Here is a 26,738-nt window from a genome sequence, read left to right as displayed (position 1 = left end):
TTTACTCTTTTCTTAAAATTATTCTTTTCCAAAAGTCCTGCATAAAACCAAGGCCATATGCTATTAACTGAACAAATGAAGCAGCTATGCTCAAAAATGCAACTTTTGCTGATTTGTTTAGGCTCCAGGAGTGAAAAAATATCAACAATATATAAATAGCAAGCAGGGTATTACACCATTCACTGAGAGGGTTGGAAACAAGGTTTAACACCAGACTCAGCACTAAAAACAAGGTAAAAAGTGCAGGGAAAAAATGTACAGCCTTAAGTTCTGCCGGAAAGTGTTTATAAATATTGATCCTTGCCCTTCCAAAGAAGTGAAGCTGCCTGTAAAACTGCTTCAGGTCTGTTCTTCTTTTATGATAAACAATCGCATCCGGAATTAATCCAATTTTAAACCCCATTGAATGTATACGGATGCTGAATTCAATATCTTCTCCCAGCCGGGTCAGAATAAAACCACCGGTACGTTCCCATACCTCTCTTGAGATTCCCATATTAAAACTCCGCGGATGAAAAGTCCCGATATGTTTCTTATTTCCCCTGATCCCCCCGGTTGTAAATGGCGAAGTCATGGAATAACTGATCGCCTTTTGCACCGACGTAAAAGAAGGATGAGCACCATCCGGTCCGCCATAAGCATCAAGCCGGTGTTCGAGAAGGTAGTTCTTTACTGTTTCCAGATAATCAGCCGGAATCAGGCAGTCTGAATCAAAAACGACAAAATAATCGCCTTTAGCTCTTTCAAAACCATAGTTTCTGGCAAAACCCTGTCCGGCATTCTCTTTATAATAATAACTGATATCCAGTTTATCCTTATAGGAGTCAACAATCTCCCTTGCATCCAGCTTCGATCCATCCTCAATAATTAAAACCTCAAACTGAGGATAAGTTTGCTGCGTTAAGGTATGCAGCAGCTCATCAATCTCCTGAGGACGATTATACAGCGGTATGATGATGGAAAAAAACATATTAAGACCTGGTATCGAATTTATACATTATAAAACAAGCGTTCAATGCAATTAATATCAAACAGTTTTTTCGATCTGATAAATATTACGCTCAGGGGAATTCCTTGAAACAAGTTCGGCAATAAATCCGGTAAGAAAGAGCTGAAATCCTACAATGATGGCTACCAGTGCAATATAAAACAATGGCTGATCAACCACTTCCCTACTGTATGGGATATGCATGGTAATATGATATAATTTTTCGCCAATAATCCACAATGCCATTATGGTACCGGTCAGGAAACTCAGGGCTCCCATGGTACCAAAAAAGTGCATTGGTCTTTTAGCAAATTTACCCACGAAGAAGATCGACAGAAGATCGAGAAAGCCATTTATAAAGCGGCTCAGACCAAATTTTGTAGTACCATATTTACGTGCCCTGTGTTCTACAACCTGCTCTCCAATCTTTTTAAACCCGGCCCATTTAGCAATAACCGGAATATAGCGATGCATTTCACCATAAACCTCAATGCTTTTGATCACATCCCTGCGGTAGGCTTTCAAACCGCAATTGAAATCATGAAGATTATGAATTCCCGACATACGACGGGTTACCAGATTGAAAAGCTTTGTTGGAATGGTCTTGCTTAAAGGGTCATGACGCTTTTGTTTCCATCCGGAAATGAGGTCAAACTTTTCAACTATGATTCGTCTGTACAGTTCAGGGATCTCGTCAGGGCTATCCTGCAGATCAGCATCCATGGTAATGACGACATTCCCCTGAGCAGCTTCAAAACCTACATTCAATGCGGCTGATTTACCATAATTCCTGCGAAACTTAATACCCACTATCTCAGAAAGACCGGCTTTCAGCTGTTCGATTACCTCCCATGATCCATCATCACTACCATCATCTACCAGAATAATTTCATAACTGAACCCATTTTCATTCATAACCCTCCTGATCCATTCAGTTAATTCAGGCAGCGATTCAGCTTCGTTATATAATGGTACAACTACAGATATATCCATCTTAGGTTTGAGATATGAGTTTTAGATTGCAGACTCCAAAAGTCAACTCTAAAACGAAAACGTGCAAATTTCATCAATAAAAATGACAAAACCTGCACGCTTAAAATTTAAATGATTATTGTTCTTCTTCCTCTATAGCTGCAAAGACCGGCTTTTCTTTCTTGAAGATTGCAGCGAAAATGAGCGACATAACAAACTGAACAATTACCGAAATACCAATATTTTTAAAAAACTGACCTACAGTTGGCTGATATTGTGCCCGTACTCCCTCAATCTGTTTACTCACTGCCTCATCGATCTTTTCCTGATCCATGCCCATATTTTCGAGAGTTTGGGTCATGCCCGATTCCATATATGAGGCAATTTTATCAAAAGCATCAGGTTCAATAAATTTATAGAAAACATAGTTAACTACTGAATACAGTAATCCGGCAACGAAAGCCATCAGGAATATTCCTCTTAGCGCTTCCCTGAAAGTCCAGAAGCCTCCGATTTTTTTTCTCAAATCTATAGTAAAAAAAATATAGATGAGCATCGATATCAATAAAGATGCGATACCAAAAGCCATAGAGCCCAGCAGAGAAGGGAAAACATAGTACGTTACAACACCAATTACGATTGATAAAACACCTACAACTAAGCCATTAATTACTGCAGACTTGTTTAAGTTTTCTAATGTCGATTCCATTTTTTTAGGTTTTGTTTAGTCTTGATTATTGTATGTGATCAATAAAGCATAAACTGCTGAATCAAAATCGGGGTTAGCACTGTATTTTAAAAATTCTGCGAACTCCTCATCTTCAGGATCCGGATCTCTGAAAAATCCGATCATCGGGTAAAACAATTCCTTAAGCTCCGAGTTTTCCGGAATTGAGGCGCTTACACGGGCAAGTTCCTTCAAAGTGCTGTCGACCAGAATTTGATTGGCAATTACCTCTTCATAAATACGATGTTCGTCCTGGAATTCATCCTCATCAACCAGCAGAAATTCGCGAAGAAAATCAGTCAGCTCCGGTTCAATAGCTTCATCCTGACACTCCTGTAAATAAAGAATCAGGTTCAGCAATTCAGTACCCCTGTCCATGGTCTCTTCTTCAATCTTCTCCCATTCAGGAGAATCCAGATAATCTTCCTCCAGTTTACGAACATCCTCATTCAGAAAATTAATCAGCAGTAAATCGAAGAAAGGCTCTCTTAATGGTTCATAAAGCGAATGATCATCAAATGCAGCGTCGAGAAGGGCCACTTTTTTGAGGTAATCCTTATCAGCACTGAATACCTCTGTCAAAACTTTAAAAAATGGCTGATGATCCTGATTATTTACCGAGGCAAACTGCCCCAGGGCAGCAAGCATCGAACGCTTTATGTTTGTGTTCATTTGTCCCATTAGTTGATGATATACCGGTCATTATTACATACCAGATTAACCCTGCCTCTTAGTTTTTGCCCCAAAAAAGGAGAGTTTGAAGATTTTGACTTATTGACTTTCTCATCAAACATCCATTCCTCAGAAGGATCAACAAGAATAAAGTTAGCAGAATTTCCGGTTTGAAGCTCAGGCAAAGTTAAGCCGAGCACATTTCTTGGTCCGACAGACAGTTTTTCCAGAATAAGCTCAGGGCTTAATCCGGCTTTCAGCACCAATGGCAATACCGTTTGCAAAGCAATGATACCGAATGCTGCGATTTCAAATTCAACATTTTTAAACTCAATTTCATGCGGGGTATGCTGTGAAACAATGGCGTCTATCGTTCCGTCTTTTAAGCCTTTGATCAGTTCCTTCTGATCAGCTTTGGTCCGAAGCGGCGGACTAAGCTTATAATTACTGTCAAATCCTTTCAGATCATCTTCAGTAAGCACCAGTTGATGTGCTGCTACGTCGCAAGTGACTTTTATACCTGCTTTTTTTGCTTTTCTGATCAGATCAACACTTCTGGCGGTGCTTATAGTACTGAAATGTATTCTTGCATCATTGTATTCTGCCAGGTAAAGATCGCGGGAGATCATCAGTTCTTCGGCCAGAGAAGGATTCCCTTTCATTCCCAGATAAGTGCTCATCACACCCTCATTCATCTTCCCCTTTGATGCAATATCCTGATCTTCAGCATGAACCATAATCAGCCCCTTAAAGGTTCTGGTATACAAGAGAGCGCGGCTCATCAATCCGGCATTGCTAAGGGCCCTGTTGCCATCAGAAAATGCAATCGCACCCGATTGCTGCATATCAAACATTTCTGCAAGCTCCTTACCTTCCCGTTTCTGGCTGATACATCCAACCGGATAAAGATCCACCAGATTAGCCTTTGCTTTATTAATAAGGTACGAGACTTCTGCTTTGGAATGAACCGGTGGCTGAGTATCCGGCATTACAGCTATACCGGTAAAACCTCCTGCAGCCGCAGCACTGCATCCTGTCCCGATATCCTCGCGGGTTTCCAGTCCGGGCTCACCAATTGTAACGTTAAGATCAAAAAAACCGGGCATCAGATATTTCCCTTTTGCAGGAATTACCTGAGTATCGGAATCAGGAACAGCAATTTTTGCAGCTATTTCAGAAATTTTGCCTTTCACGATCAGTACATCAGCAGTTTTGCCGCTGAACGAACTGCCGGGATAAAGAATTGTTGCAGACTGAATTAATAAGTTCTTCAATTGTGTAATGGTTTAATTTGAGTTCTATTATAAAAACGGATCAACAGGATCTCGAAAGCAAAAAATAAAAGGGCCAATATCAGACAAACTTTCCATAAAGAAAGACCCTGATTGATAGTTTTTATTTCATTCTTAATCGATCCGGAATCAGGTTCTATCAGGTCTATCTTTCGTCCGGAGAATTTATCTTTGATCTCCTGATTTTCTGCAAAGCTCATATCAGACTCTGATCCTGAATCATTGAATGAAAGTACGGCCAGCAGACTATCAGCCTTATGCAGCTGATAATTACCGCTTTGCTTGATCTGATCAGCAATATATAACTGAGAATAATTCTCATGTTGTCTGAGATCAGGAATGGCCTCAAAGCCAGCATTCTTCAATTTAAGAGTTTGATTTGACTTTAATGTAATCTTCGGCAATTCAATCATTTGCTCTGAATTTAGTTGATGAAACAAATTCTGATTCCTTACTGATAAAAGAGCGGTTTGATACATGATTGGAACAAATACCGAATGTCTTGCAAAATTACTTGTTTCTGCATTTAATGGAACTGCTGAAAGATAAATTTTTCCAGAGCCTAAACGGTATTCGCTAAAAAAGGGTATCCCGCCCTGCAATTCCATTAACTTCTGACTGCTCAATCGGCTCTGAGAATTGAACCGAACATACTTTTTTGCCACAGGTAAATCCATTTTCTGAGGAATCTGATCAAAGACACCCTTAAAAACAGGATGCTGTAGATTAATGGCAGTCACTTTAGCTTCTTCACTGATTACCTGCATCGGCAAATCAGTGCCCAGCACCTGCAGGAACTTTCTCAACTCTGCCTGATCATCCCCCAGATAAGGATACACAATCATATTTGCCCCTCTGCTGATATGGATTTTGAGCTGCTGTGCCAAACCATCACTGATCTCTTTAAGCTCATTCAGAATGATCAGGGAATAACTGTTCAGAGCTGAATAATTGATATTTCCGGCAGCTACATTTTCAATTCTGAAAAAGGGATCAGAGCCATAAACAGCATTCAGATACTGATTTTCTGAATCGCCATTAATAATCAAAACCGGCATAGATTCCTGAACCTGAAAACTGAAATAAAACTTATCGTCAAAAACGACCGGGAAATCCTTAATTTCTATTTCTGCTTGCTGCCAGCCTGATTTCAAACCGCTGAAAATGAGTGTATCTACAGCCTGCTGCCCGGGAGGAATACTAACCATGCCCAATGCTTTCTGCTTCCCGTTTATGCTTAGTTTAATTGGAATAGCTTCAGCCTGTTCATCTGAATAATTTCTGAGTCTGACAATCAGCTTTTCGGAATCACCAGGCCTGTGAATTGCAGACTGAAACCAGACAGAATCAACTGAACTATTTGTTTGCTCAGTGGCTTTCAAACGTACCAGCCTGAGTTTATAGGTACTATCTGCCGCTACGGCTGCTTGAGGAAGCATATTATGCTGAAAATCAGAGATCAGATAAACCGTTTTTACAGAGTTAGGCTCTTTAAGAAAAATCTCCTTTTGTCTGCCCAGAATCTGAGCAAGGTCTTTATGTGCCCGGCTTAATTTCACGTCATCTACAGCCTCCAGAAATTCATCGAAGCTTAAAAGACGATGATACTTTCCTTCAAAATCATTGGTCAGAAGCTGAAAACGGTCGTTCAGTCCATAAGCTGATGCCAGCTCTTTTGCTCTTCTTTTTGCTTCCTCCAGAAGAGTACCTTCCCTGTTGCGTAATTCCATACTCATGGAATTATCTATGTAAATACTTAAAACCTGTCTCTGACTTGAATTTTGAGCATCAGAATCGGGAATATATGGACGGGCAAATGCAAACACCAGAAAAGTAATAGCCAGAATACGGCTTGCCAGAATCAGCCTTTCCCTGAGATGCTGTCTTGAAGATGTCTGAAGCTGTACATCTTTCAGAAAACGGACATTGCTAAAATAAATTTTTTTGAACTTCCGGAAATTGAAAAGATGAATGATGACAGGTATAGCAATTGTCAGGAGGGCAAATAAAAATCCGGGTGACAGGAATCTCATTAAGTATCAAATTTAATGATAATTAACCGGCTTTGAAAGGGGATTTAGAATTTAGTAGTTAGCAGTTAGATTTATGAGAGGTTCATCTGGAATTAGCAGCCTTTTTTAAGATAACAAACAACAGATTTGAGCCAATAAACAAGACGATAAAGTAGTGATTTCAAAATAAGCAGCCTTTAATCTAATCACTAACTACTAATCACTTCTTTTTCCCAAACAATCTGGCCTGCAGACTGATCTCAAAATTGCCTGTTGTATATCTGCTCAGGTCGCCTGTACTGGTGTTATAGATCCCTGTAAAGCCGAAATTCTGATAAGTCATTCCTAGTCCGAATGTGACACTTTGACTGCTATGGTACATACTGAAAAAGTTGACCCGGTCTGCATAGATCAGATTGGCCCCAAATTCGAAAATATTATCCATCCCATGAATCACACGATACGACGCTTTAGGTTCTACATCAATACCCTGAGTATTTTCACTCCTGAATCTGTAACTCATTGCCGAAAAGAACACTGCACGATCTACCGTACCTTCAAACTGGTCCTTTTTGAAGAAGGATTTCATGTTCGGAATAGCTGCCTGAATGGTGATGTTATTGCCTGTGTAAGCCGTACCGAAATCCCCATCCAGATAGGTTTGTCTATCATTGAACCTGCCCAGAATAATATCATTCGGATCGCCTTTGACATCTTCCAGGTTAATCCGCTCGTTCATCATACCCATAGAAATACCGAACGACAAAACACGGTTATCTTCATTCAGCGGCAAATGATAGGCAAATGTACCTACTGCTCTCAGACCCTGAATCAAACCGGCTTTATCCCGGTTAAAGTTCATACCCACAGCAGCTTTTCCATTCAGGTCATAATCTGCTGTAAAGGCCTGTGTTGACGGGCTACCGGGAATATTATTCCATTGCTTTCTTGAACCCAGGTTCAGATTTAAACCCTTTCCGCCTAAGCCTGCCATGGCGGGGTTCAGTAAATACTGGTTCTGAAAATAGGAAGCGCCCAGTGGGTTAGACTGTGCATGTAATTTCTCTTTGACACCTATAACCATTAAGAACATACATCCTGAAGTTATCATGTATTTTATCAATAGTCTCATTCCCTTTATTTAGCTCCGGATTTCAGGATATGATCAGATTTATTGCTAAAATCGGTCTTTATCTCAAAAAGAAAGTATCTGCAAATCCACTGGAAATAACAATTGAGTTCTAATCGTATCATATACCAAAAGCTTTTGTAGCCCAAAGCAAACATAATTTTAAAAAACAATTTCAAGGCTAACAGATTTCACCATATCAAAATAATTTACAGTAAATCTTAGTGTTTAACTCCCTGAATTTTTTTTCAAAATAAGCTAAATTACTCAAAAAATGCTGAAATCTATTAAAACATTACAGTTCAAATAATAAGTCAGGCTTTACTCAATCATATCAGAAATCAAGAACCGTGAATTAAGAAGATGATCAGTGATTTGGAATTAGCACTCATAGCTATTTCAACTGATGGAGGATTGAAAACACACAATATGATTCTAAAATTGATTGGGTGTTCAGCCATTAAATCAGAAGCCTCATTTACTGATTGCTTTTAAGCCTGAATGCACACCCTTATTAAGCAGCCCGGGGAGCGCTGGCCGAAGTGCACCGAAAGATTCATTTTCCCGTCCTGACAACAGCTATAATCTCATTGCTTCCCTGGAGCTATCGTTAAACTACTAAAAGAGTATAAAATTCAGGCTCAAAAACATCCGTCTTTAAAAGTATCTGTTGTCTGTTGTTTGAAAAAACGCTACTCGTTTTAGATTAGTATATCATTGTCTTTGTTCTATTTAGCAGTTACTTGTTATATAATTTAGAATGAAGCACTGCTGATGTGAAATGAATACCTTATTTTCCTTTTTACTTGTGCAACATTCCTGACTCTCTGTTTAGTTAGATTAATGGCAGCTGATTTGAAATATGGTATGCATCAGTCTCAATACTAACCACTAAATACTAACCAGGTAACCATCCTCGCATTTAGAACCGTTAATATAAATTTTTAATTCCCATATCCAATCATTATATTTGCATGCCTCCCAAGCTATTTGGGCCATATATTATGAATAAAGTTTTCACACATCACGTACATTTCCATCATCGCTTTGCGGCGATGTGATATATTTATGTGTTTCTACGTGAAACTGTTTCTTAATAATTTTTTGGTCTGATTAAAACATATACTTTGAAAACTCTTAAAATAGCTATCCAGAAATCTGGTAGATTAAACGAAAAATCGGTCGAACTCCTCAAAAATTGTGGTTTAAGTTTCGAAAATTATAAAAGCTCATTAATTTCCAATGTTTCCAACTTTCCGCTGGAAATACTGTTCCTGAGAGATGATGATATTCCTGAATATGTACAGGATGGCATTGCCGATCTGGGAATAGTAGGCGAAAATGTGATCAGTGAAACAGGAGTTGATGTAAGCTTCCTTCAAATGCTCGGCTTCGGTAAATGCACCCTGAAGCTGGCAGTGCAGAACAACAGTTCCATTGAAAGCATTGCCGACCTTAACGGCAAAGCAATTGCTACTTCCTATCCCGTAATCCTGAAAAACTTCCTCGACAAGAATAAGATCAGTGCAGATATCAGAACGATCTCAGGATCTGTTGAAATTGCTCCGGGTTTGGGTTTAAGTGATGCCATATTTGATATCGTTTCAACCGGAGGAACATTAAAAAGCAACGGACTGAAGCCTTTTGCCGAAGTTATGAAGTCTGAAGCAGTTCTGATTGGCAGAAAGGGTGATGAAAACAACCCGCTGATCATTGAACTGATTCAAAGAATCCAGTCGGTTCTCAGAGCAAAAGAAACCAAATATGTGGTTCTGAATGCCGAGACAAAAAATCTTGACCTCATTCTTGAACTTCTTCCCGGAGTAAAAAGCCCTACCGTGGTGCCTTTGGCTGAAAGTGGATGGGTTGCAGTGCATACCGTTATTCCTGAACGCGATTTCTGGGAAAAGATCAGCCTGCTGAAAAATGCCGGAGCTCAGGGTATTGTGGTGATGCCTATCGAAAAGATCATCTTATAAAGCATTAGCATGTTGAAAGTCTATAATTTTAAAGATCTGAGCACTAAAGCTGTTGAAGATCTTTGTAAACGCAATATAGATTCCAATAATAATATCCGGGCAACGGTAACAGAGATCATTGATGAAGTAAAACTTAAAGGCGACGATGCCCTGAAAGCATTTGCCGAAAAGTTTGACGGAATTAAACTTGATAAACTCTTTATCGGTAAAGATGAGATCAGAAACATTGCTTCAGGCGCTTCTGAAGAATCTAAGCAGGCCCTGAAACTGGCATTCGATAATATCCGGAAGTTTCATGCAAGTCAGCTTCGTACAGAAGAGAAAACTGAAACATCAAAAGGTGTGGTTTGCTGGCGCGAATTGAGGGCAATTGAAAAAGTGGGGCTCTATATTCCCGGAGGAACAGCTGTTCTTCCAAGTACTTTCCTGATGCTTGGCATACCTGCCAGAATTGCCGGATGCAGAGAGATCGTTGTTTGTTCTCCGCCGCAAAAAGACGGGAAAGTAAATGTTTATCTGGCCTATTGCGCCCAATTGCTCGAAATCGACCGAATTTACCTTGCCGGAGGTGCTCAGGCTGTGGCTGCCATGGCTTATGGCACAGAAAGCATTCCAAAAGTAGACAAGATCTTTGGTCCGGGTAACCAATATGTAACCAAGGCAAAAACTATCATACAATCTGAAAGTCAGACTGCCATAGATATGCCTGCCGGTCCGTCTGAAGTTTTGGTCATAGCCGATGAAACAGCAAATGCAGAATATGTTGCTGCTGATCTTTTGGCTCAGGCAGAGCACGGTACTGACAGTCAGGCTGTGCTTGTATCCAGTTCTGCATCAATTATTGAGCAAACTGCCATTGAGCTTAAAAAGCAAATAGAATTACTCCCCAGAGCTGCAATCGCTGCAAAGGCCATAGCCAACTCTTATGCTGTACTTTGTTCTGATTTGAAAGAGGCTATGTCATTCAGTAATGCTTATGCACCCGAACACCTGATTCTGGCAACAGACCGTTGGGAAAGTATCAGTGATGATATCATTAATGCAGGTTCAGTATTCCTCGGACATCTAACTCCTGAAAGTGCGGGCGATTATGCTTCAGGAACAAACCATACCTTGCCAACCAGCTCTTATGCAAAAGCATATTCAGGAGTTTCGGTAGATTCATTTGTAAAAAAGATCACTTTCCAGCATATCAGTAAAGAAGGAATCAGAAATATTGGTCCGGCAGTTGAAATACTGGCATCACTCGAAGGTCTGGATGCACATAAAAACGCTGTAAGTGTACGCTTGAAAGACAGCCGGGAATAATAAACCGGCAATTAATAAAAATATACGATGTTCAACATAAATAATATACTTCGTAAAAATATAAAAGAGCTGGTTCCCTACTCATCTGCAAGAGATGAATTTAAGGGAGAAGCTTCTGTATTTCTGGATGCCAATGAGAACAGTTATGGTTCTCCTCTTAGCCGAAGCTACAATCGCTATCCGGATCCCCTGCAATGGAAAATCAAAAAGCGTCTTTCTGAAATAAAGGGAGTGCCTCCACAAAATATTTTCTTAGGAAATGGGAGCGATGAAGCGATTGACATTCTTTTCAGGGCATTTTGTAATCCGGGAATTGATAATGTAATTACCCTTCCTCCTACCTATGGAATGTATGAGGTTTCAGCAAACATCAACGACGTTGAAGTACGAAAAGTAATATTAAGGCCTGACTATCAGTTAAATATGGAAGGTATTGCCGAAGCTATTGATGATCATACCAAGATCATCTTCATCTGCTCGCCTAATAATCCAACCGGAAATTCCATAGACAGACAGGATATTGAGACCATTCTTACCAATTTTAATGGTTTAGTGGTTATTGATGAAGCTTATATTAATTACAGCCGGCAAAAGACCTTTATTCAGGAATTAACTGAATATTCTAATTTGATTGTGCTTCAGACTTTATCAAAAGCATGGGGACTTGCCGGATTGAGAATTGGAATGGCATTTGCAAGTGAAGAGATCATAGAGGTCTTCAATAAAGTAAAGCCGCCGTACAATATTAATGAAGCATCACAGGAACTGGCGCTTGAAGCATTGCAAAATGTAGATCAGGTAAACAACTGGATTAAGGAAACTGTTGAAGAACGCGGGAAATTAGTAGCCGAACTGGCACAGCTGCCTTCTGTTCTGAAAATATACCCTTCAGATGCAAATTTCATTCTGGTAAAGACAACAAATCCAAGAGGTATTTACGGACATCTGGTAGATCAGGGAATCATTGTACGGGACCGCTCCAAAGTTGAACTTTGTGAGGGTTCTTTACGGATCACCATCGGCACACCGGAAGAAAATAAAATATTATTAAACGCATTAAAAAACTTTCAGGAATCCAGGTAATATGAAACCAATATGATTTTGATAAAACCCGCAGGGGTATGATTATCAAAATCATGATCGGCATACCTGACGGCATGCAGGCAGGTTCATTACCATTAAAAAAATAAAAAGATGAAAAAGGTATTGTTTATAGACCGTGATGGAACCTTAATCCTTGAGCCGCCTGTCGACTTTCAGGTTGACAGTCTCGAGAAGCTGGAATTCCTGCCTTATGCCATTTCATCCCTGAAAAAACTTCAGGACTTTGGATATGAGCTGGTCATGGTTACCAACCAGGATGGAAGAGGAACTATCAGCTTTCCAGAAAACGATTTTCAAAAGCCTCATCAGAAAATGCTCGATACGCTTAGAAATGAAGGAGTAAGCTTTGCCGAGATCTTTGTTGACGACTCATTTCCGGAAGATAATAGTCCGAATCGTAAGCCCAACACCGGATTACTGACCAATTACCTGATCTCCAACCTGATCGACCTGCATCATTCCTATACCATCGGCGATCGTGAAACGGATGTTCAGCTTGCTGTAAATCTTGGATGCAAGGCGATATTCTATGCTGATAAAAGCAATGACAGAGCGGTATTATGCAGCAATAGCTGGCAGGAGATCTGCAAATTTCTGACTGCTAAAAAAGATCGTCTGGTTGAACTGGAAAGAAATACCAAAGAAACCAAAATCAAACTCAGTCTGAATCTGGATGGAAATGGCGAACATCATATTGATACCGGACTGAAGTTTTACGACCATATGCTCGATCAGCTGGCTAAACATTCGGGTGTTGACCTGACTTTAAAAGTTGATGGTGATCTGGAAATCGATGAGCATCATACTATTGAAGACAGTGCCATAGCCCTTGGAAAAGCTTTCAAACAGGCATTGGGCGACAAACGCGGCATTGAACGTTATGGTTTTCTGCTGCCCATGGACGAGGCTCTGGTACAATGCGCCATTGATTTTTCTGACCGCGCCTATTTCATCTATGAAGGAAAATTTGACCGCGAATATGTAGGCGATTTCCCGACAGAGATGTTTGAACACTGGATGAAATCGTTCTCTGAGCATGCAGGAATGAACCTGAATCTAAAGATTATTGATGGAGATAACACCCATCATATGATAGAAGCGAGCTTTAAAGCTTTGGCAAAAAGCATTAAACAAGCCATAAAAATTACCGGAACAGAACTTCCAAGCACGAAAGGAGTATTATGATCGGAATAGTATATTACGGCGCCGGCAATATTTTTTCACTGACAGCGGCACTGGACCGACTGGGTCTTCAATACGGCATGATCAAAACTGCAGAAGATTTTGAGCAATACGACCGTTATATTATTCCGGGTGTAGGTCATGCGGGTTCAGCTATGCAAAAGCTGAATGATACCGGACTTGTGCCATCAATCCTTGCATTAAAAAAACCGGTGCTGGGTATCTGTGTAGGGATGCAATTGCTTACCCTGCATTCTGAAGAAGGAGATTCTAAGCTTACGGGTATTATTCCGCTTGAAACAAAGCTCTTCAGCGATGAGCTGCAGGTTAAAGTCCCGCATACCGGCTGGAATAAAGTATTCCGTACAGTTGAGAGTCCACTCTTTAATGAAATTCCACAGGGCTCGCATTTTTATTTTGTACACTCTTATTTTATAGAATTTAATTCTACTTTTACCATTGCTTTAGCAGAATACGGAATTAAATTCTCTGCAGTTATACAAAAAGATAACTTTTATGGAGTTCAGTTTCATCCAGAAAAATCCGGGCTTGCCGGAGAACAACTTTTGAAAAATTTTGCACACTTAGCATAAACTCATGTATATAATTCCAGCAATTGACATTTTAGACGGGAAGGTTGTCCGTTTACGGGAAGGCGACTACAAGCAGGTAACATCCTATGATGTTACTCTTGAAGAAATGATCGATAAATATAAATCGAACGGTACTGAGTTCATACACATTATTGACCTGAACGGGGCCAAGGGTGATTTCAGCAATCAGAAATTTCTGTTCGATATTATAAATAAAACCAATATTAAAATCCAGTATGGCGGTGGTGTCAGAAGTATTGACAAGGTCAGAGAACTGATCGATGCAGGAATTCACCGCATCATTGTAGGTACCCAGGCCATCACCAATGCTGATTTCCTTCCGGAGTTAAGCCGTGAGATATGTGGCAAGGAAAAATGCCAGGATCAGGTTGTAGTTGCAATTGATGTTCTGGATGAGGTGATCAAATATTCGGGATGGATGGAAAGTTCGCCGATAAAACTCATGGATTATGTTGACAAATGTCTTAATCTTGGTTTCTTCCGGTTCCTATGTACTGATATCGACAAAGACGGAAAACTTGGCGGTGCCGGAGTTAGCCTTTACAAAAAATTGCTGGATCATTCTCCATTCATTAAACTGATTGCCTCCGGAGGTGTAAGCTCTATGAAGGATATTGAAGAGCTGCAAAAAATTAAAGTCGAATCATGTGTAGTTGGTAAAGCAATTTACGAAGGAAAAATTTCTATTGAAGAGATTAAAGACTGGAATCTGAAAGCCCTGATCAGCTTCTAAACTGATAAAGACTATCACAAAATCAGAAAAATTGGATAATCCTGTTTTAAATTATAAAAATTCAGACTTAACGGCTTCGGTTAATGACCTTGCCAAAAGGATCATTCCTTGTCTGGATGTGAAAGACGGGCGCACTGTTAAGGGTGTCAACTTTGTTGCTTTGCGCGATGCCGGAGATCCTGTAGAGCTTGCCTATCAGTATTCTAACCAGGGTGCCGATGAACTGGTATTTCTGGATATCACTGCAACGCATGAAAGGCGAAAAACCATGGTTGAGTTGGTTAGGTCTGTAGCACGACAGGTAAACATACCTTTTACTATTGGTGGCGGGATCAATGAAATTGCAGATGCAGACATTTTACTGAATTCGGGAGCGGATAAAATCTCCATCAATTCAGCTGCAGTCAGAAACCCTGGCTTTATTGATGAACTTGCATTAGCCTTTGGTAAACAGTTTGTGGTGGTGGCCATTGATACCAAGCATATCAATGGTAAAAACTATGTCCACCTGAACGGAGGACGTATAGCTACTGAAATTGAAACAGAAGACTGGATTAAAGAAGCCGAAGCACGCGGAGCAGGAGAAATCCTTCTGACCTCTATGGATCATGATGGTACGAAGGCAGGCTTTGACAATACTCTTCTGAAAAAAGTGAACGATACCATGACTATCCCCCTGATTGCCTCAGGTGGTGCAGGTACGATTCAGCATTTTGTTGACTGTTTCAAAATAAGCAATGCCGATGCAGCATTAGCAGCTTCAGTATTTCATTATGGCGAGATCCTGATCCCGGATCTGAAGAAGGTATTAAAAGAAAATAATATTGAGGTTAGATTATAACCCGAAAAAATATAGTAATGACAATCGATTTTAAAAAAGGTGAAGGTCTGGTTCCTGTAGTGATACAGGATGAAAAGACAATGGAAGTACTCATGCTGGGATATATGAATGAGGAAGCTTATCAGAAAACTCTGGCAGAAGGAAAGGTTACCTTTTTTTCAAGAGCAAAAAACCGCTTATGGACCAAGGGCGAAGAAAGCGGACATTTTCTGAACGTGATTTCAATCAGTGAAGACTGCGACAATGACACCCTTTTAATCAGGGTAAATCCGGTAGGTCCAACCTGCCATAAGGGTACCAGAAGTTGCTTCGATACTTCCTATAATCAAAATTTTATTTTCGAGCTGGAGAAAATCATTGAAGACCGGTACAACAATCCGGCAGAAGGTTCATACGTTAACAAACTGCGTGCAAAAGGATTGAATAAAATTGCCCAGAAAGTTGGGGAAGAAGGTGTTGAAACTGTAATTGCTGCACTTAACGAAACCGAACATGATTTCATCAATGAAGCTTCTGATCTGGTATTCCACCTCCTGGTATTAATGAAAGAGAAAAACATCAGTCTGAATACCATTGCCAAAAACCTCGAGAGCAGACATTCGGGGAAATAATTCTGCCTCAAACAGATAAAACCTGAAGATCAGAATGATTCGTATTAACAATACAGCTACTTTATCGGGACATCAGAATCCGATATTTACTGTTGAGAATTCCATGAAACCGGGAATTATCTTTACAGGAGGCAATGATAAAGGGATTGTTGAATGGAGTCTGAAAACACCGGGATTCATAAAAGTTCTTTTCCCGGTCCGCTCATCAGTATATTCTCTTCACAGTACCAGAGCTTTTCCATTGTTGCTGGCCGGAGAACGGAGTGGTTTGGTAAATGTTTTTAATTTCGAAGAGCAAAAGCTTCATGATCCGCTGATCCACCATAAACTTCCGGTTTTTGATATTAAGTCTGTTAATTCTAAAAATGAACTGCTTGTTTCATCAGAAGACGGAAGTGTTTCTGTATGGGATCTCAATGAATTAAAGCTGCTCTACACATTTCAGGTTTCTCAGTCAACGGTCCGGACAATCAGTATCAGCCCTGACGAAAAAACTGTCGCTTTCGGATGCAAGGACAATTTGATCAAAATTTACAGTCTTAATGATTTCAGTCTGATTACGGTGCTTGATCAGCATACTATGCCAATCAGTTCCCTGCAATTTTCGCCTGATGGTAAACATCTGATTTCAGGGGGCAGAGATGCTCAGTTAAAGATCTGGGATACCAAAGATTATTCACTCATCCGGAATATTCCGGCACACCTCTTCTCGATATACAGTATTGTATTTCATCCGGAATTACCATTTATGGCAACCGGCAGCAGGGATAAAAGTATCAAGATCTGGGATACTGAAAATTACGGACTGAAGAAAACCATCAGCATAGAAAAGGGTGATGACTCTCACAGAATGTCTGTCAATAAAATTATCTGGGAACCATCAGGCAGGAAATTAATTTCAGTAAGTGATGATAAACTGTTAAAGATCTGGGACATTGATCTGGAAGCAGAATAATCCGACACTAATCTTACTTCACTAAACGTTTGATGATTCTGAGCTTATGCGTATAACGTTTCAGCTCGGCATTATATATCCCCTGATTATCAATAGCATCTATCCTTACCTTGCCCGATGCATGAATAATGTGCTGATTGTCGAGCATCACACCTACGTGGGAGATCCTTCCCTCTTCATTATCAAAGAATGCAAGATCACCGGCTTTGGCCTCCTGAAGAAAGCCAAGCAATTCGCCCTGCTCAACCTGTTGCCAGGCATCACGCTTCACTTTTACCCCGAACTGCCTGAAGACCATCTGGGTAAAACCTGAACAATCGATCCCAAATAAAGAACGGCCACCCCATAAATAGGGAGCTCCCAGATAGAACATCAGCACACCCTGAATTGATGACCTGAAGTTGCGCTTGTTTGGATTAGCAACTTCGCCAAGCAGTTTGTATCTGTTATCTCCAAGGTAAAAGTAATTATCAACCGTCTGTGGTATACCTGATCCTGCCATCAAATACATAACCGAGTTGGTATCGGTTCTTAACACCTTATGCGCCGGCTCCAATCCAAGTATAGAATTCTGATTGCTAATTGAGTTAAAAGTAGAATGACCGATATGAACATATTGTTTATTATCGATCCATCCTTCATATTCATCATACTCAGTTATGACCCGAGACCACTTTTCAGTAGTTTCCAGAATGGTAAAATGATCTCCAAACAATAACTGTGAGCTCATTTCACTCCTGTCAGATGGTTCTGTTCTAAGAGGAACCAATGAAAGATTACAAACACCAAACTGTTGATTCATCTTGCAAATAAACCAATTTTAGATTAAATTGAGCGATAATCCACAAATATCAAATATTTTATCATGATTAGTCCCGAAAATATTCACAGAATACTGATAGCGGTTGAAGACAGCCCCTATTCAGATCAGGCCGTAAATTATGGAGTATTACTGGCGGGAAGTATGGGTTCAAAAATCATATTGGTTCATGCAGATGAAATACCCGTGGCATCTCCATACTCTGCTGATCCATTGCTGAATGAATCTCCGGTAATGATTCCGGAGCTGATGCATATTCAGGAAGAAGCAAGTAAAAATTTATTTAAAAGACTGAAACAGCAGCATGGCGATAAAGTAGAAATTGAAACGTACAGCAGAATTGGCAGAGCACAGGATGAGATTCTTTCTGTAGCTGATGAATGTAAGGCCGATATGATCATTTTAGGCACACATGGAAGAACCGGATTTGATCACTTTATATCCGGCAGTGTTTCTGAAAGTGTTGCCAGAAAGGCTAAATGTCCGGTTCTGATTATCCCCAAACCGGAGAAAAAATAACGAGAGAATAAGGCATAAAAAAAGCGGCATTTGAATTCAAATGCCGCTTTTTGTCAAATATTATGTAATTACTCCATATGAAGCCAGGCTTTTTTGGCCAGTAATTCTTCACGGGTTTCACGAACATCTTCATCATCAACACAGCAATCAACCGGACAAACTGCAGCACACTGCGGCTCATCATGGAATCCCACACATTCAGTACACTTATCTGAAACAATGTAGTAAACCTCATCAGAAATTGCAGACTGAGCTTCTTCAGCATTTAAAGTACTGCCATCTCCAAAATCTATTAAGCCTCTTAAACCTGTTCCATCAGAGAATCTCCATGATGCACCTGCATCATAAATTGCATTATTCGGGCATTCCGGTTCGCAAGCCCCGCAGTTAATACACTCATCGGTGATTTTAATTGCCATTTTATCTAAAAGTCTATTTTGTTAAGTTAATTTTGCAAAAAAGAGTTTTACGGCTCATTTTTTGATCGGGACAAATATAACATTATTTGAAGTAATTTTTTGGGATGAGTAAGAATTTGACAAGCAAACAACGAATCGGTGCATTAGCACAATTGGGTGATATTTTAAGGAATCCGGATACGGAATTAACTATGCTTATCAATTCATCAAAGCACTATAATCCATGGTTTACCCCTGAAAACACAGCAAAAGCAGTGGCCTCAATTGCTGAGATGCTGAACGAAAAAGACCTTCATTCATGGATTGGAATTGAAGATTCATCACAAAAACCATTCAGCATTGGTCTGGTATTAGCAGGAAATATTCCATTGGTTGGATTCCATGATATTCTTTCTGTATTGGGGTCGGGAAACAGGGCTTTGATTAAACTGTCATCTCAGGATAAGAAACTGACCCCTTATATTTTAAACAAACTGGTTGAGATCGGGCCGGGCTTTGATGAACTGATCAGCTATGTAGAAAAACTAACTGACTATGATGCAGTGATCGCAACAGGAAGTAATAATACTTCAAGATACTTCGAATATTATTTCAGTAAAGTACCTCATATCATCCGCAAAAACCGTAATAGTATTGCAGTGCTTACCGGGAATGAAAGCACCCAAGATCTCAAAGCTTTGGGAACCGATATATTTGATTATTTCGGTCTGGGATGCAGGAACGTTTCAAAAATCTATGTACCCCGGGGATATAATTTCAATCGTTTTTTTGAATCTATCGAAGAATTTAAATGTGTAAATGATCATCACAAATACAATAATAACTACGATTACAACAAGTCCATTTTTTTGGTAAACATGGACAAACATCTTGACAATGGGTTTTTACTGCTGAAAGAAGATAAACGGCTGACCTCTCCGCTGGCCGTAATCTATTTCGAAGAATATGAAAATATCCAGGATCTGGAGAAGGAACTCGAAGCAATCGAAGATCAGATCCAATGTATCATTTCAAATGCTGAACTAAATACCAAAACATATGGCTTCGGCAAAAGTCAACTGCCGGGTTTATGGGATTATGCGGATGGAATTGACACGATGAAGTTTTTACAGAAACTTTAACAGTAGTTAGTATTTAGTAATTAGTAGTTAGATCAGGGGCTGCTAATTTGAAATGCAACTCTTATAAATCTCAACACTAAATACTCAATACTCAATACTAATTATTTAACTTTGGTTGATGTATGTAATTAAAGTTAGAGGTGTTGCAAAGATTCCGGATTACGTTCAGTTACGTGATGAAAAATTCACTCTTCTGGCGTATTTTCGTTTAGACAGACCTGATAAGGCTCTTGAAAAAGCGGGTTTCGCAGAGCAGACCGACTATATAATGAATAAAGTTAAAGACTTGCCTTTCGGGCAAATTTTAAAATTAGATATATGATTAACTCTTCCGTAATAAAATTAGAAAGTGTTGATGTTTACCAGCAGAAACATTTGGTTCTCAGCAATGTAAATCTTCAGATAAATCCTGGTGAATTTGTGTTTCTGATCGGCCAGACCGGGTCAGGGAAGAGTAGTCTTTTGAAAATTATCTATGGCGACCTTCATATTACCAATGGCTACGGACAGGTTGCTGATTTCGACCTGAAAAAATTAACCGATAAAGACATCCCTTTTCTTCGCCGCAAACTGGGAATTGTTTTTCAGGATTTTCAGCTGCTAACAGACAGAACTATTGAGCAAAACCTCGAATTTGTTTTGAAAGCAACGGGCTGGAAAGATCAGCGACTGATTTCTGAACGTATACTGGATGTTCTTGAAAAAGTTGGGCTCAGATCAAAGGTAAAAAAGATGCCGCATGAACTTTCAGGCGGAGAGCAGCAGCGAGTAGTAATTGCCCGTGCGCTTTTGAATGATCCTGAAATAATACTCGCCGATGAGCCTACCGGCAACCTCGATCCTGATACTTCTGAAGAGATTGTACTTCTGCTGAAGCAAATCAGTCAGGCTGGTACAGCTGTGCTCATGGCATCGCACGATTATCATATCATCAGAACATTCCCTTCCCGGATTATTAAGTGTGAAGGCGGAGTTGTACATGAAGATGTAAAAATTTAAAAGAAAGAAAAAAGAAAGTGGGTCAATGATATCATTGATCTATACCCCTGTTCATTCGAACTTCGATCATAAACCTGCCTTTGTTCGATGCCTGTTCCATACAGAACCGGGCAAATAACTGACAGCTTGACTGATTTAATCTTTGGCAAAAAAATTGTCATAGCTACGCATGAACTTTTCAGACATATTGAAAAAAAAGAAGAAGACTAAAATGGAAGAGAATCAAAACACTGAAAATATCGATCAAAAGGAGATTCTGGATGAAAATGAGACCAGTAATGATGGCGTAAATAGTGAGACAGAATCAACTGAAACTGCATCTGAAACACAACCCACAGAAGAGGATAAATTAAAGTCAGAAGCTACAGATTGGCAGAATAAATACCTCAGATTATATGCTGAATTTGATAATTTCAAGCGTCGCACAAGCAAAGAGCGTTTAGAGTTACTTCAAATGGCAGGTAAAGATGTGATCAGCGATTTATTGCCGGTACTCGACGATTTCGAAAGAGCCCAGAAGTCTATAGAAACCGCTACCGATATTGAAGCTGTAGCTGAAGGCGTAAAACTTGTTCATCATAAGCTGAAGAACATTTTAACACAGAAAGGCTTGAAAGAAATGAAGTCTATAGGTGTTGAATTTGATGCAGATATTCATGAAGGAATCACCAATATCCCGGCACCGTCTGAAGATATGAAGGGAAAGGTTCTGGACGAATTAGAAAAAGGGTATTACCTTCATGACAAGGTAATACGTTTTGCAAAAGTTATTATCGGAGCATAAAATAATATGAAAGCTTTTTTGCTGGCAAAAAAGCATATCGTGTTTTAAATAAAAATGGCTAAAAGAGATTATTACGACATACTTGGAGTTACACGCAGCTCAAGTGCAGATGAGATAAAGAAAGCTTATCGCAAAATGGCTATTAAATATCATCCGGATAAAAACCCGGGTGATAAACAGTCGGAAGAAAACTTCAAGGAAGCTGCCGAAGCTTATGAAGTTTTGAGTAACCCTGAGAAAAAGAAAAGATATGACCAGTTTGGTCATGCCGGAGGCGCATCCAGCCCAAATGGCGGTGGCTATGGTGGTGGTCATATGAACATGGAAGATATATTCAGCCAGTTCGGTGACATTTTTGGTGGCGGCGGCGGTGGTGGCAGTCCTTTTGACAGTTTCTTCGGAGGCCAGCAGCAATCACGCGGAGGACGTCGTGCGGCAAGAGGAAGCAATCTGCGCATTAAAGTAAAACTAAGCCTCGAAGAGATTGCCAAAGGTGTTGAGAAAAAGGTCAAAGTAAATAAACAGGTAGTATGTTCTACATGTGATGGCAGCGGAGCTAAAGACAAATCATCTTTCAATACCTGCCAGACATGTAACGGAAGCGGAGCTGTAAGAAGAGTAACCAACACTATTCTCGGACAGATGCAAACTACCAGCACCTGCCCTACCTGCAATGGTGAAGGCACTCAGATTACCTCAAAATGTACCAGTTGTCATGGCGAGGGACTAATGAGAGGTGAAGAAACAATCAGCATCAATATTCCTGCAGGAGTTAGTGAGGGTATGCAGTTATCCATGAGCGGAAAAGGAAATGCCGCTCCAAGAGGTGGCATTCCCGGTGATCTGATCATTCTTATTGAAGAGATTCCTCATGACAGTTTAAAACGCGAGGGCAACAATGTCATTCATGACCTGCATATCAGCTTTATTGATGCTGCAATTGGTGCCAGTGTAGAGGTTCCGACTATCGATGGAAAAGCAAAGATCAAAATCGAACCCGGCACACAAGGAGGAAAAATATTACGTCTGAAAGGGAAAGGGGTGCCTGAAGTAAATTCATATCATAAAGGTGACCAACTGATCTATGTAAATATCTGGACTCCGAAAGCACTCTCTAAAGATGAACGTGAAATGCTGGATAAACTCAGAGAATCACCGAACTTTAAACCACAACCAGGTAAAAATGAGAAAAGCTTTTTCGATAAAATGAAAGAATATTTCGAATAAATCAAATTAATACCCATAAAATATTAAGCCCATCCGAAATCGAATGGGCTTTTTTATGCCGGTTAATCTGCAAAATTTTGAAAGCCGGATACTGAATCTTTGTATCTTGATTTATTAATCTTTTCAGGATGAAATTTATTACCATCTGTCTGTTTTTGGTAAATTACTATTTAATAAGTTACGGACAATCAGCAAGCCCTTCTGTAAAGTCTGTCAAAACAAAATCTATTAGTAAACTTCTAGGCAGTATCGATTCCAGCATGAAAATCAGAGCCGATCATTTCATGATCAGGCTATTTCTGATTGCAAATAGATCTGGCAGTTCAAAACAAGCGGAGAGTCATGAAATCAGTCATAAAGTGCTGATCAATGTGGCTGAATATGATGAATATCCAATCTGGCACTTATTTTCAGCTGGCCCCTTTTTGAACCCTAAATTTTCTAATGGGAATGATTCGGGAGACAAATACCTCTTAACCATAGAGCATGGAACATTTGATGAACGAAGGCAAACCAGATTAGGTATTTATTCTGACAGGATAATAATCGAGTAAGATATCCTTAATTCTGTCAATTCACTCAAAAATTTTACACCAATATTCCATTTAGAGCAATTTTAAAGTCGCTAATTTGATAAATTAGCGACGCCTTAAAATAAATGGCAATCTCAGTAATGAATATACGCAGATATTTTAGTTCTAAGAGCCTCAGACTAAGTTTGGCCGGCCTCCTGATCATTAATGCAGGATTTTCTCAAAACAAAATAGACTCTGTTCAGAAGGTAAAAGAAATCACCATCAAAGCCTATTTATCTGAACAGCCTATTCTTCAGGTACCTTCTTCGGTAAGCGTAATCAGCAGTAAGCAATTACGTGATCAGCCGGGTATCAGCATGTTACCTGCCCTGAACTCTGTTCCAGGAATCAGAATGGAAGAAAGATCCCCGGGCAGTTATCGTTTATCCATCCGCGGAAGCTTATTACGCTCGCCATTCGGAGTAAGAAATGTAAAGATCTATCTGGATGAGTTTCCGCTGACTGATGCCGGAGGGAATACCTATCTGAACCTTATTGATGTGAACAGCATCAGCAATATTGAAGTTTTAAAAGGTCCGGATGGAAGTATATTCGGTGCCAATTCAGGGGGTGTGGTATTACTGAACCCTTTGGATAGAAATGCAGACAGCAGCTATGCTTCAGCAGGTATCAGTGGCGGGTCTTATGGTTTATTTCAGGAAAAACTGGCTATTCAGAAAAAAATGAATAATCAGTACCTGAATATCAATCATTCCTACCAAAAATCTGATGGCTATCGTGAACATAGTGCAATGAGCCGTCATTATGCTCAATTGATGTATCGTTTGAATTATGCTAAAGAAACAAGTCAGCTGAGAGTCCTTGCTTTCGTTTCAGATCTTGAATATAAAACTCCGGGAGGATTAACCCTGGCCCAATATACTGCAAATCCACAGGCTGCAAGACCGTCTACTAACTTTGCGGCAGGGCCAGTGGCACAAAAGGCAAGGATTGAAAACAATACTTTCTATGCCGGAGTTGTTAATGATGCCCGTATCACCGAAAAACTTAAACATGTCATCGCTGTTTACGGGACTCATACAGATTACCTGAATCCATTCATTACCAATTATGAAATCCGTAATGAAAATACTGCCGGATTAAGAACTTATCTGGAATTATCAGGAAAAGAAGATGCTAAAATCAGCTGGAAATGGAATGCAGGACTGGAATTACAAAGAACAGCAGCTGACATCTCCAACTATGATAATCTTAGAGGCGAAAAAGGTAAAATGCAGGCTCAGGATGATATTACTTCAAACCAGTTTTTTTATTTTACCCGCTATTCAGTAAATATCGGTAAAAGATTTACGGCAGAAGCTGCAGCAAGTATCAATCATTATAAATATTTGTTCTCTAAAGATATCAGAAGTTATGCGACCAGATTTGAGCGCAAGTTCGATCCTGAATTCATGCCAAGATTTGCCATGTCATACCAACTGAATAATAATCTGGCATTGCGCTCTTCAGTAAGCAGAGGATACTCTATCCCTACAATTGCCGAAGTCAGAGCATCTGATAATATTATCAATACCGGACTGGAGTCAGAAACAGGCTGGAACTATGAAGCAGGATTCAGACTTCGCAACAACAATGACAGGCTTTGGCTGGATGCTTCTGTATTCCAGTACAGACTTGAGAATGCCATTGTACGTCGTGTTAATGCAAACGACACAGAGTTTTACCTGAATGCAGGCGGAACCAGACAAACAGGTATTGAAACTCAGTCCAGCTATTGGCTTATCGCACCGGGATCTAAGGGCTTATTAAACGGCTTGCAAATTCAGAACAGCTATACCCTGAGCAAATATTTCTTCAGAGATTATTATAACGGAACAGCTAATTACTCAGGAAACAGGCTGACCGGAACGCCAAGAGCTGTAATTATCAGTGGATTGGACTTCCGTTTCCCTAAGAATTTTTATCTGTTTGCCCAGCACAATTACACATCGAAAATTGCATTGAATGACGCGAACAGCGTATTCTCAAAAGATTTTAATCTGGTTCACTTCAAGGCTGGCTGGAGAAGTAAATCTAAACAGGGAAAACCCGGACTTGATTTCTTTGCAGGTATAGACAATCTCTTAAATGAGACCTATAGCCTTGGTAATGACCTGAATGCTTTTGGAGGAAGATATTTTAATGCAGCTCCGCTAAGGAACTACTTTGGAGGAGTGAAGATGACTTTATAATTCAGTAAAAGATCATTCTGTTAAACAAAAAGATCCGATGATAGTTCATCGGATCTTTTTGTTTATTAATACTATTAATACCTGAGTTCGCCCATTTTCTCAGTTGGGTTCATCATATAGGTAATGATTGTACCGTCATTCAGCAGTTCTACTACCCTGAAACCTTTATAAGGGGTTCCCCATGCTCCACCAACGTGCGAGTCAAATAAGAATGGTGTCTTATCAGCCATTTTCACACCATCCTGATCATGTTCGTGACCATGCAATCCAAGACGAATGTTTGGATACTTTTTGATCAGTTCAAAAAATGCCGGGGTATCAATGGCATGTTTTGTCCATTTTGCCTGCGGAATGTGTAGTACCAGAAATACGTTCTTTTTATTCTTAAAGTAGTTTAGTCTTTCTTCCATCCACTTCAGATCCGGAGATAAATACTCTCCCTGTTCATTAGCAGTATCAGCAATGATAAAAGCTGAATCCTTAAACTCAAAACTATAATTCAAAGGCATGTTCCAAACCTGATTCCAGAATTCTTCAGTAACCATGTCATGATTACCTCTGGCCACATAATATGGCATATCCAGCTCATCGATTTTTTTCTTTACCTGTGGAAGAAAAGATTTTTCATTATGAATGATATCACCGTTAATCAGACAAAAATCAATACGATTTGTTTTGTTAATCAAATTGATCTGCTTAATCACTGTTTGAGTCATTTCATCATATGCAGTATCAGGCTGACCATAATGAAAATCAGATGCAGCAACAAACCTCAGTTTCACTTTTGCTTTTGAATCAAAGACTTCCTCTGCAGAAAGGTCAGTTATTTTTCCTGTAAGAAGCAAAGCCGAAGCAAATGAAACCTGCTGTATAAACTTCCGCCTTGATTGATTCTTTATATTATTTTCCATATCATTTAAAGTATTTGATCAATTTAAAAACAAATATGATTTTTTTAATTTT

27 protein-coding genes are annotated in these 26,738 nt (G+C 39.7%); 17 read left to right on the top strand and 10 right to left on the bottom strand.

What is annotated here, in order from left to right:
• Window position 1 precedes the first annotated feature (1 nt).
• The 7 genes from P2W72_RS04955 to P2W72_RS04925 form a co-directional block, all read right to left on the bottom strand.
• The gene (locus P2W72_RS04955; RefSeq protein WP_276359801.1) at window positions 2-970 is read right to left on the bottom strand and encodes a glycosyltransferase; all 969 of its coding nucleotides are present in this window, start codon (window positions 968-970) and stop codon (window positions 2-4) included.
• Window positions 971-1,027: 57 nt separating this feature from the next.
• Window positions 1,028-1,981: a glycosyltransferase family 2 protein gene (locus P2W72_RS04950; protein WP_276359800.1), complete on the bottom strand. Its 954-nt coding sequence runs from the start codon at window positions 1,979-1,981 to the stop codon at window positions 1,028-1,030.
• Window positions 1,982-2,096: 115 nt separating this feature from the next.
• Window positions 2,097-2,669 (bottom strand): DUF4199 domain-containing protein, encoded by a 573-nt coding sequence (locus P2W72_RS04945; RefSeq protein WP_276359799.1) that lies wholly within the window; start codon window positions 2,667-2,669, stop codon window positions 2,097-2,099.
• 15 nt (window positions 2,670-2,684) lie between these two features.
• Window positions 2,685-3,359 carry a hypothetical protein gene (locus P2W72_RS04940; RefSeq protein ID WP_276359798.1) on the bottom strand — a complete coding sequence of 225 codons (675 nt, stop codon included), beginning with the start codon at window positions 3,357-3,359 and terminating at the stop codon, window positions 2,685-2,687.
• Between the two features lie 8 nt (window positions 3,360-3,367).
• Window positions 3,368-4,633 carry a dihydroorotase gene (locus tag P2W72_RS04935; RefSeq protein WP_276359797.1) on the bottom strand — a complete coding sequence of 422 codons (1,266 nt, stop codon included), beginning with the start codon at window positions 4,631-4,633 and terminating at the stop codon, window positions 3,368-3,370.
• A complete protein-coding gene (locus tag P2W72_RS04930; RefSeq protein ID WP_276359796.1) occupies window positions 4,630-6,684 on the bottom strand; it encodes a BatA and WFA domain-containing protein in 2,055 nt (684 codons plus the stop codon). The genes P2W72_RS04935 and P2W72_RS04930 overlap by 4 nt, the downstream gene beginning before the upstream one ends.
• A gap of 199 nt (window positions 6,685-6,883) precedes the next feature.
• Entirely contained in the window at window positions 6,884-7,795 is a 912-nt protein-coding gene (locus P2W72_RS04925) for a PorP/SprF family type IX secretion system membrane protein (RefSeq protein ID WP_276359795.1), read from the bottom strand.
• Between the two features lie 1,124 nt (window positions 7,796-8,919).
• On the opposite strand from P2W72_RS04925, the gene hisG reads away from it, so the two are divergent.
• From hisG to P2W72_RS04880, 9 genes are all read left to right on the top strand, one after another.
• Window positions 8,920-9,771 carry an ATP phosphoribosyltransferase gene (gene hisG / locus P2W72_RS04920; RefSeq protein ID WP_276359794.1) on the top strand — a complete coding sequence of 284 codons (852 nt, stop codon included), beginning with the start codon at window positions 8,920-8,922 and terminating at the stop codon, window positions 9,769-9,771.
• Window positions 9,772-9,780: 9 nt separating this feature from the next.
• Window positions 9,781-11,079, top strand: a complete 1,299-nt coding sequence (hisD, locus tag P2W72_RS04915) for a histidinol dehydrogenase (protein ID WP_276359793.1) — start codon at window positions 9,781-9,783, stop codon at window positions 11,077-11,079.
• Window positions 11,080-11,106: 27 nt separating this feature from the next.
• On the top strand, window positions 11,107-12,162 hold the full coding sequence (gene hisC, locus P2W72_RS04910) for a histidinol-phosphate transaminase (RefSeq protein ID WP_276359792.1): 1,056 nt from the start codon (window positions 11,107-11,109) through the stop codon (window positions 12,160-12,162).
• A 111-nt stretch (window positions 12,163-12,273) separates the two neighbouring features.
• Window positions 12,274-13,368, top strand: coding sequence for a bifunctional histidinol-phosphatase/imidazoleglycerol-phosphate dehydratase HisB (hisB, locus tag P2W72_RS04905; RefSeq protein WP_276359791.1), 1,095 nt, complete (start codon window positions 12,274-12,276; stop codon window positions 13,366-13,368).
• On the top strand, window positions 13,365-13,958 hold the full coding sequence (hisH, locus tag P2W72_RS04900) for an imidazole glycerol phosphate synthase subunit HisH (RefSeq protein WP_276359790.1): 594 nt from the start codon (window positions 13,365-13,367) through the stop codon (window positions 13,956-13,958). The genes hisB and hisH overlap by 4 nt, the downstream gene beginning before the upstream one ends.
• Before the next feature lie 4 nt (window positions 13,959-13,962).
• Window positions 13,963-14,712 carry a 1-(5-phosphoribosyl)-5-[(5-phosphoribosylamino)methylideneamino] imidazole-4-carboxamide isomerase gene (locus tag P2W72_RS04895; protein WP_276359789.1) on the top strand — a complete coding sequence of 250 codons (750 nt, stop codon included), beginning with the start codon at window positions 13,963-13,965 and terminating at the stop codon, window positions 14,710-14,712.
• Window positions 14,713-14,743: 31 nt separating this feature from the next.
• On the top strand, window positions 14,744-15,553 hold the full coding sequence (gene hisF, locus P2W72_RS04890; RefSeq protein WP_276359788.1) for an imidazole glycerol phosphate synthase subunit HisF: 810 nt from the start codon (window positions 14,744-14,746) through the stop codon (window positions 15,551-15,553).
• 11 nt (window positions 15,554-15,564) lie between these two features.
• Window positions 15,565-16,164, top strand: a complete 600-nt coding sequence (gene hisIE, locus P2W72_RS04885; RefSeq protein WP_276359813.1) for a bifunctional phosphoribosyl-AMP cyclohydrolase/phosphoribosyl-ATP diphosphatase HisIE — start codon at window positions 15,565-15,567, stop codon at window positions 16,162-16,164.
• 34 nt (window positions 16,165-16,198) lie between these two features.
• Window positions 16,199-17,119 (top strand): WD40 repeat domain-containing protein, encoded by a 921-nt coding sequence (locus P2W72_RS04880; protein WP_276359787.1) that lies wholly within the window; start codon window positions 16,199-16,201, stop codon window positions 17,117-17,119.
• 13 nt (window positions 17,120-17,132) lie between these two features.
• On the opposite strand, the gene P2W72_RS04875 is transcribed toward P2W72_RS04880, so the two are convergent.
• Window positions 17,133-17,921, bottom strand: a complete 789-nt coding sequence (locus P2W72_RS04875; protein ID WP_276359786.1) for a C40 family peptidase — start codon at window positions 17,919-17,921, stop codon at window positions 17,133-17,135.
• Window positions 17,922-17,984: 63 nt separating this feature from the next.
• Between P2W72_RS04875 and P2W72_RS04870 the strand changes: the two genes are divergently transcribed.
• Window positions 17,985-18,458, top strand: a complete 474-nt coding sequence (locus tag P2W72_RS04870) for a universal stress protein (protein WP_276359785.1) — start codon at window positions 17,985-17,987, stop codon at window positions 18,456-18,458.
• A gap of 68 nt (window positions 18,459-18,526) precedes the next feature.
• Here the strand turns inward: P2W72_RS04870 and P2W72_RS04865 are convergent, their stop codons facing one another.
• Complete coding sequence (locus tag P2W72_RS04865; RefSeq protein ID WP_276359784.1) at window positions 18,527-18,877, bottom strand: 4Fe-4S dicluster domain-containing protein; 351 nt, start codon at window positions 18,875-18,877, stop codon at window positions 18,527-18,529.
• A gap of 104 nt (window positions 18,878-18,981) precedes the next feature.
• Between P2W72_RS04865 and P2W72_RS04860 the strand changes: the two genes are divergently transcribed.
• The 7 genes from P2W72_RS04860 to P2W72_RS04830 all read left to right on the top strand — a co-directional run bounded on the left by P2W72_RS04860 (window position 18,982) and on the right by P2W72_RS04830 (window position 25,775).
• The gene (locus P2W72_RS04860) at window positions 18,982-19,998 is read left to right on the top strand and encodes an acyl-CoA reductase (protein WP_276359783.1); all 1,017 of its coding nucleotides are present in this window, start codon (window positions 18,982-18,984) and stop codon (window positions 19,996-19,998) included.
• Window positions 19,999-20,116: 118 nt separating this feature from the next.
• Entirely contained in the window at window positions 20,117-20,320 is a 204-nt protein-coding gene (locus P2W72_RS04855; RefSeq protein WP_276359782.1) for a fructose-6-phosphate aldolase, read from the top strand.
• Complete coding sequence (locus tag P2W72_RS04850) at window positions 20,317-20,997, top strand: ATP-binding cassette domain-containing protein (RefSeq protein WP_276359781.1); 681 nt, start codon at window positions 20,317-20,319, stop codon at window positions 20,995-20,997. Before P2W72_RS04855 ends, P2W72_RS04850 begins: the two co-directional genes overlap by 4 nt.
• A 211-nt stretch (window positions 20,998-21,208) precedes the next feature.
• Complete coding sequence (locus P2W72_RS04845) at window positions 21,209-21,781, top strand: nucleotide exchange factor GrpE (protein ID WP_276359780.1); 573 nt, start codon at window positions 21,209-21,211, stop codon at window positions 21,779-21,781.
• Window positions 21,782-21,835: 54 nt separating this feature from the next.
• On the top strand, window positions 21,836-23,008 hold the full coding sequence (gene dnaJ, locus P2W72_RS04840; RefSeq protein ID WP_276359779.1) for a molecular chaperone DnaJ: 1,173 nt from the start codon (window positions 21,836-21,838) through the stop codon (window positions 23,006-23,008).
• A 128-nt stretch (window positions 23,009-23,136) separates the two neighbouring features.
• Window positions 23,137-23,562 (top strand): hypothetical protein, encoded by a 426-nt coding sequence (locus tag P2W72_RS04835; RefSeq protein WP_276359778.1) that lies wholly within the window; start codon window positions 23,137-23,139, stop codon window positions 23,560-23,562.
• Window positions 23,563-23,666: 104 nt separating this feature from the next.
• On the top strand, window positions 23,667-25,775 hold the full coding sequence (locus P2W72_RS04830) for a TonB-dependent receptor (protein ID WP_276359777.1): 2,109 nt from the start codon (window positions 23,667-23,669) through the stop codon (window positions 25,773-25,775).
• 74 nt (window positions 25,776-25,849) lie between these two features.
• On the opposite strand, the gene P2W72_RS04825 is transcribed toward P2W72_RS04830, so the two are convergent.
• Window positions 25,850-26,686: a metallophosphoesterase gene (locus P2W72_RS04825; protein WP_276359776.1), complete on the bottom strand. Its 837-nt coding sequence runs from the start codon at window positions 26,684-26,686 to the stop codon at window positions 25,850-25,852.
• Window positions 26,687-26,738: the final 52 nt, after the last annotated feature.

The organism is Daejeonella sp. H1SJ63 (genome assembly GCF_029360775.1).
In the GTDB taxonomy this organism is placed as follows: Bacteria; Bacteroidota; Bacteroidia; order Sphingobacteriales; family Sphingobacteriaceae; genus Daejeonella.
Note: the sequence above shows the minus strand (reverse complement) of the source record. Positions and strands in the feature narration are given on the sequence as shown.

Coding starts and splice junctions, on each gene's coding strand:
- P2W72_RS04955 (WP_276359801.1), bottom strand. CDS start 970: ATGTTTTTTTCCATCATCATACCGCTGTATAATCGTCCTCAGGAGATT.
- P2W72_RS04950 (WP_276359800.1), bottom strand. CDS start 1,981: ATGGATATATCTGTAGTTGTACCATTATATAACGAAGCTGAATCGCTG.
- P2W72_RS04945 (WP_276359799.1), bottom strand. CDS start 2,669: ATGGAATCGACATTAGAAAACTTAAACAAGTCTGCAGTAATTAATGGC.
- P2W72_RS04940 (WP_276359798.1), bottom strand. CDS start 3,359: ATGAACACAAACATAAAGCGTTCGATGCTTGCTGCCCTGGGGCAGTTT.
- P2W72_RS04930 (WP_276359796.1), bottom strand. CDS start 6,684: ATGAGATTCCTGTCACCCGGATTTTTATTTGCCCTCCTGACAATTGCT.
- P2W72_RS04925 (WP_276359795.1), bottom strand. CDS start 7,795: ATGAGACTATTGATAAAATACATGATAACTTCAGGATGTATGTTCTTA.
- hisD (WP_276359793.1), top strand. CDS start 9,781: ATGTTGAAAGTCTATAATTTTAAAGATCTGAGCACTAAAGCTGTTGAA.
- hisC (WP_276359792.1), top strand. CDS start 11,107: ATGTTCAACATAAATAATATACTTCGTAAAAATATAAAAGAGCTGGTT.
- hisB (WP_276359791.1), top strand. CDS start 12,274: ATGAAAAAGGTATTGTTTATAGACCGTGATGGAACCTTAATCCTTGAG.
- hisH (WP_276359790.1), top strand. CDS start 13,365: ATGATCGGAATAGTATATTACGGCGCCGGCAATATTTTTTCACTGACA.
- P2W72_RS04895 (WP_276359789.1), top strand. CDS start 13,963: ATGTATATAATTCCAGCAATTGACATTTTAGACGGGAAGGTTGTCCGT.
- P2W72_RS04880 (WP_276359787.1), top strand. CDS start 16,199: ATGATTCGTATTAACAATACAGCTACTTTATCGGGACATCAGAATCCG.
- P2W72_RS04875 (WP_276359786.1), bottom strand. CDS start 17,921: ATGAATCAACAGTTTGGTGTTTGTAATCTTTCATTGGTTCCTCTTAGA.
- P2W72_RS04870 (WP_276359785.1), top strand. CDS start 17,985: ATGATTAGTCCCGAAAATATTCACAGAATACTGATAGCGGTTGAAGAC.
- P2W72_RS04865 (WP_276359784.1), bottom strand. CDS start 18,877: ATGGCAATTAAAATCACCGATGAGTGTATTAACTGCGGGGCTTGCGAA.
- P2W72_RS04860 (WP_276359783.1), top strand. CDS start 18,982: ATGAGTAAGAATTTGACAAGCAAACAACGAATCGGTGCATTAGCACAA.
- P2W72_RS04855 (WP_276359782.1), top strand. CDS start 20,117: ATGTATGTAATTAAAGTTAGAGGTGTTGCAAAGATTCCGGATTACGTT.
- P2W72_RS04850 (WP_276359781.1), top strand. CDS start 20,317: ATGATTAACTCTTCCGTAATAAAATTAGAAAGTGTTGATGTTTACCAG.
- P2W72_RS04845 (WP_276359780.1), top strand. CDS start 21,209: ATGGAAGAGAATCAAAACACTGAAAATATCGATCAAAAGGAGATTCTG.
- dnaJ (WP_276359779.1), top strand. CDS start 21,836: ATGGCTAAAAGAGATTATTACGACATACTTGGAGTTACACGCAGCTCA.
- P2W72_RS04835 (WP_276359778.1), top strand. CDS start 23,137: ATGAAATTTATTACCATCTGTCTGTTTTTGGTAAATTACTATTTAATA.
- P2W72_RS04830 (WP_276359777.1), top strand. CDS start 23,667: ATGGCAATCTCAGTAATGAATATACGCAGATATTTTAGTTCTAAGAGC.
- P2W72_RS04825 (WP_276359776.1), bottom strand. CDS start 26,686: ATGGAAAATAATATAAAGAATCAATCAAGGCGGAAGTTTATACAGCAG.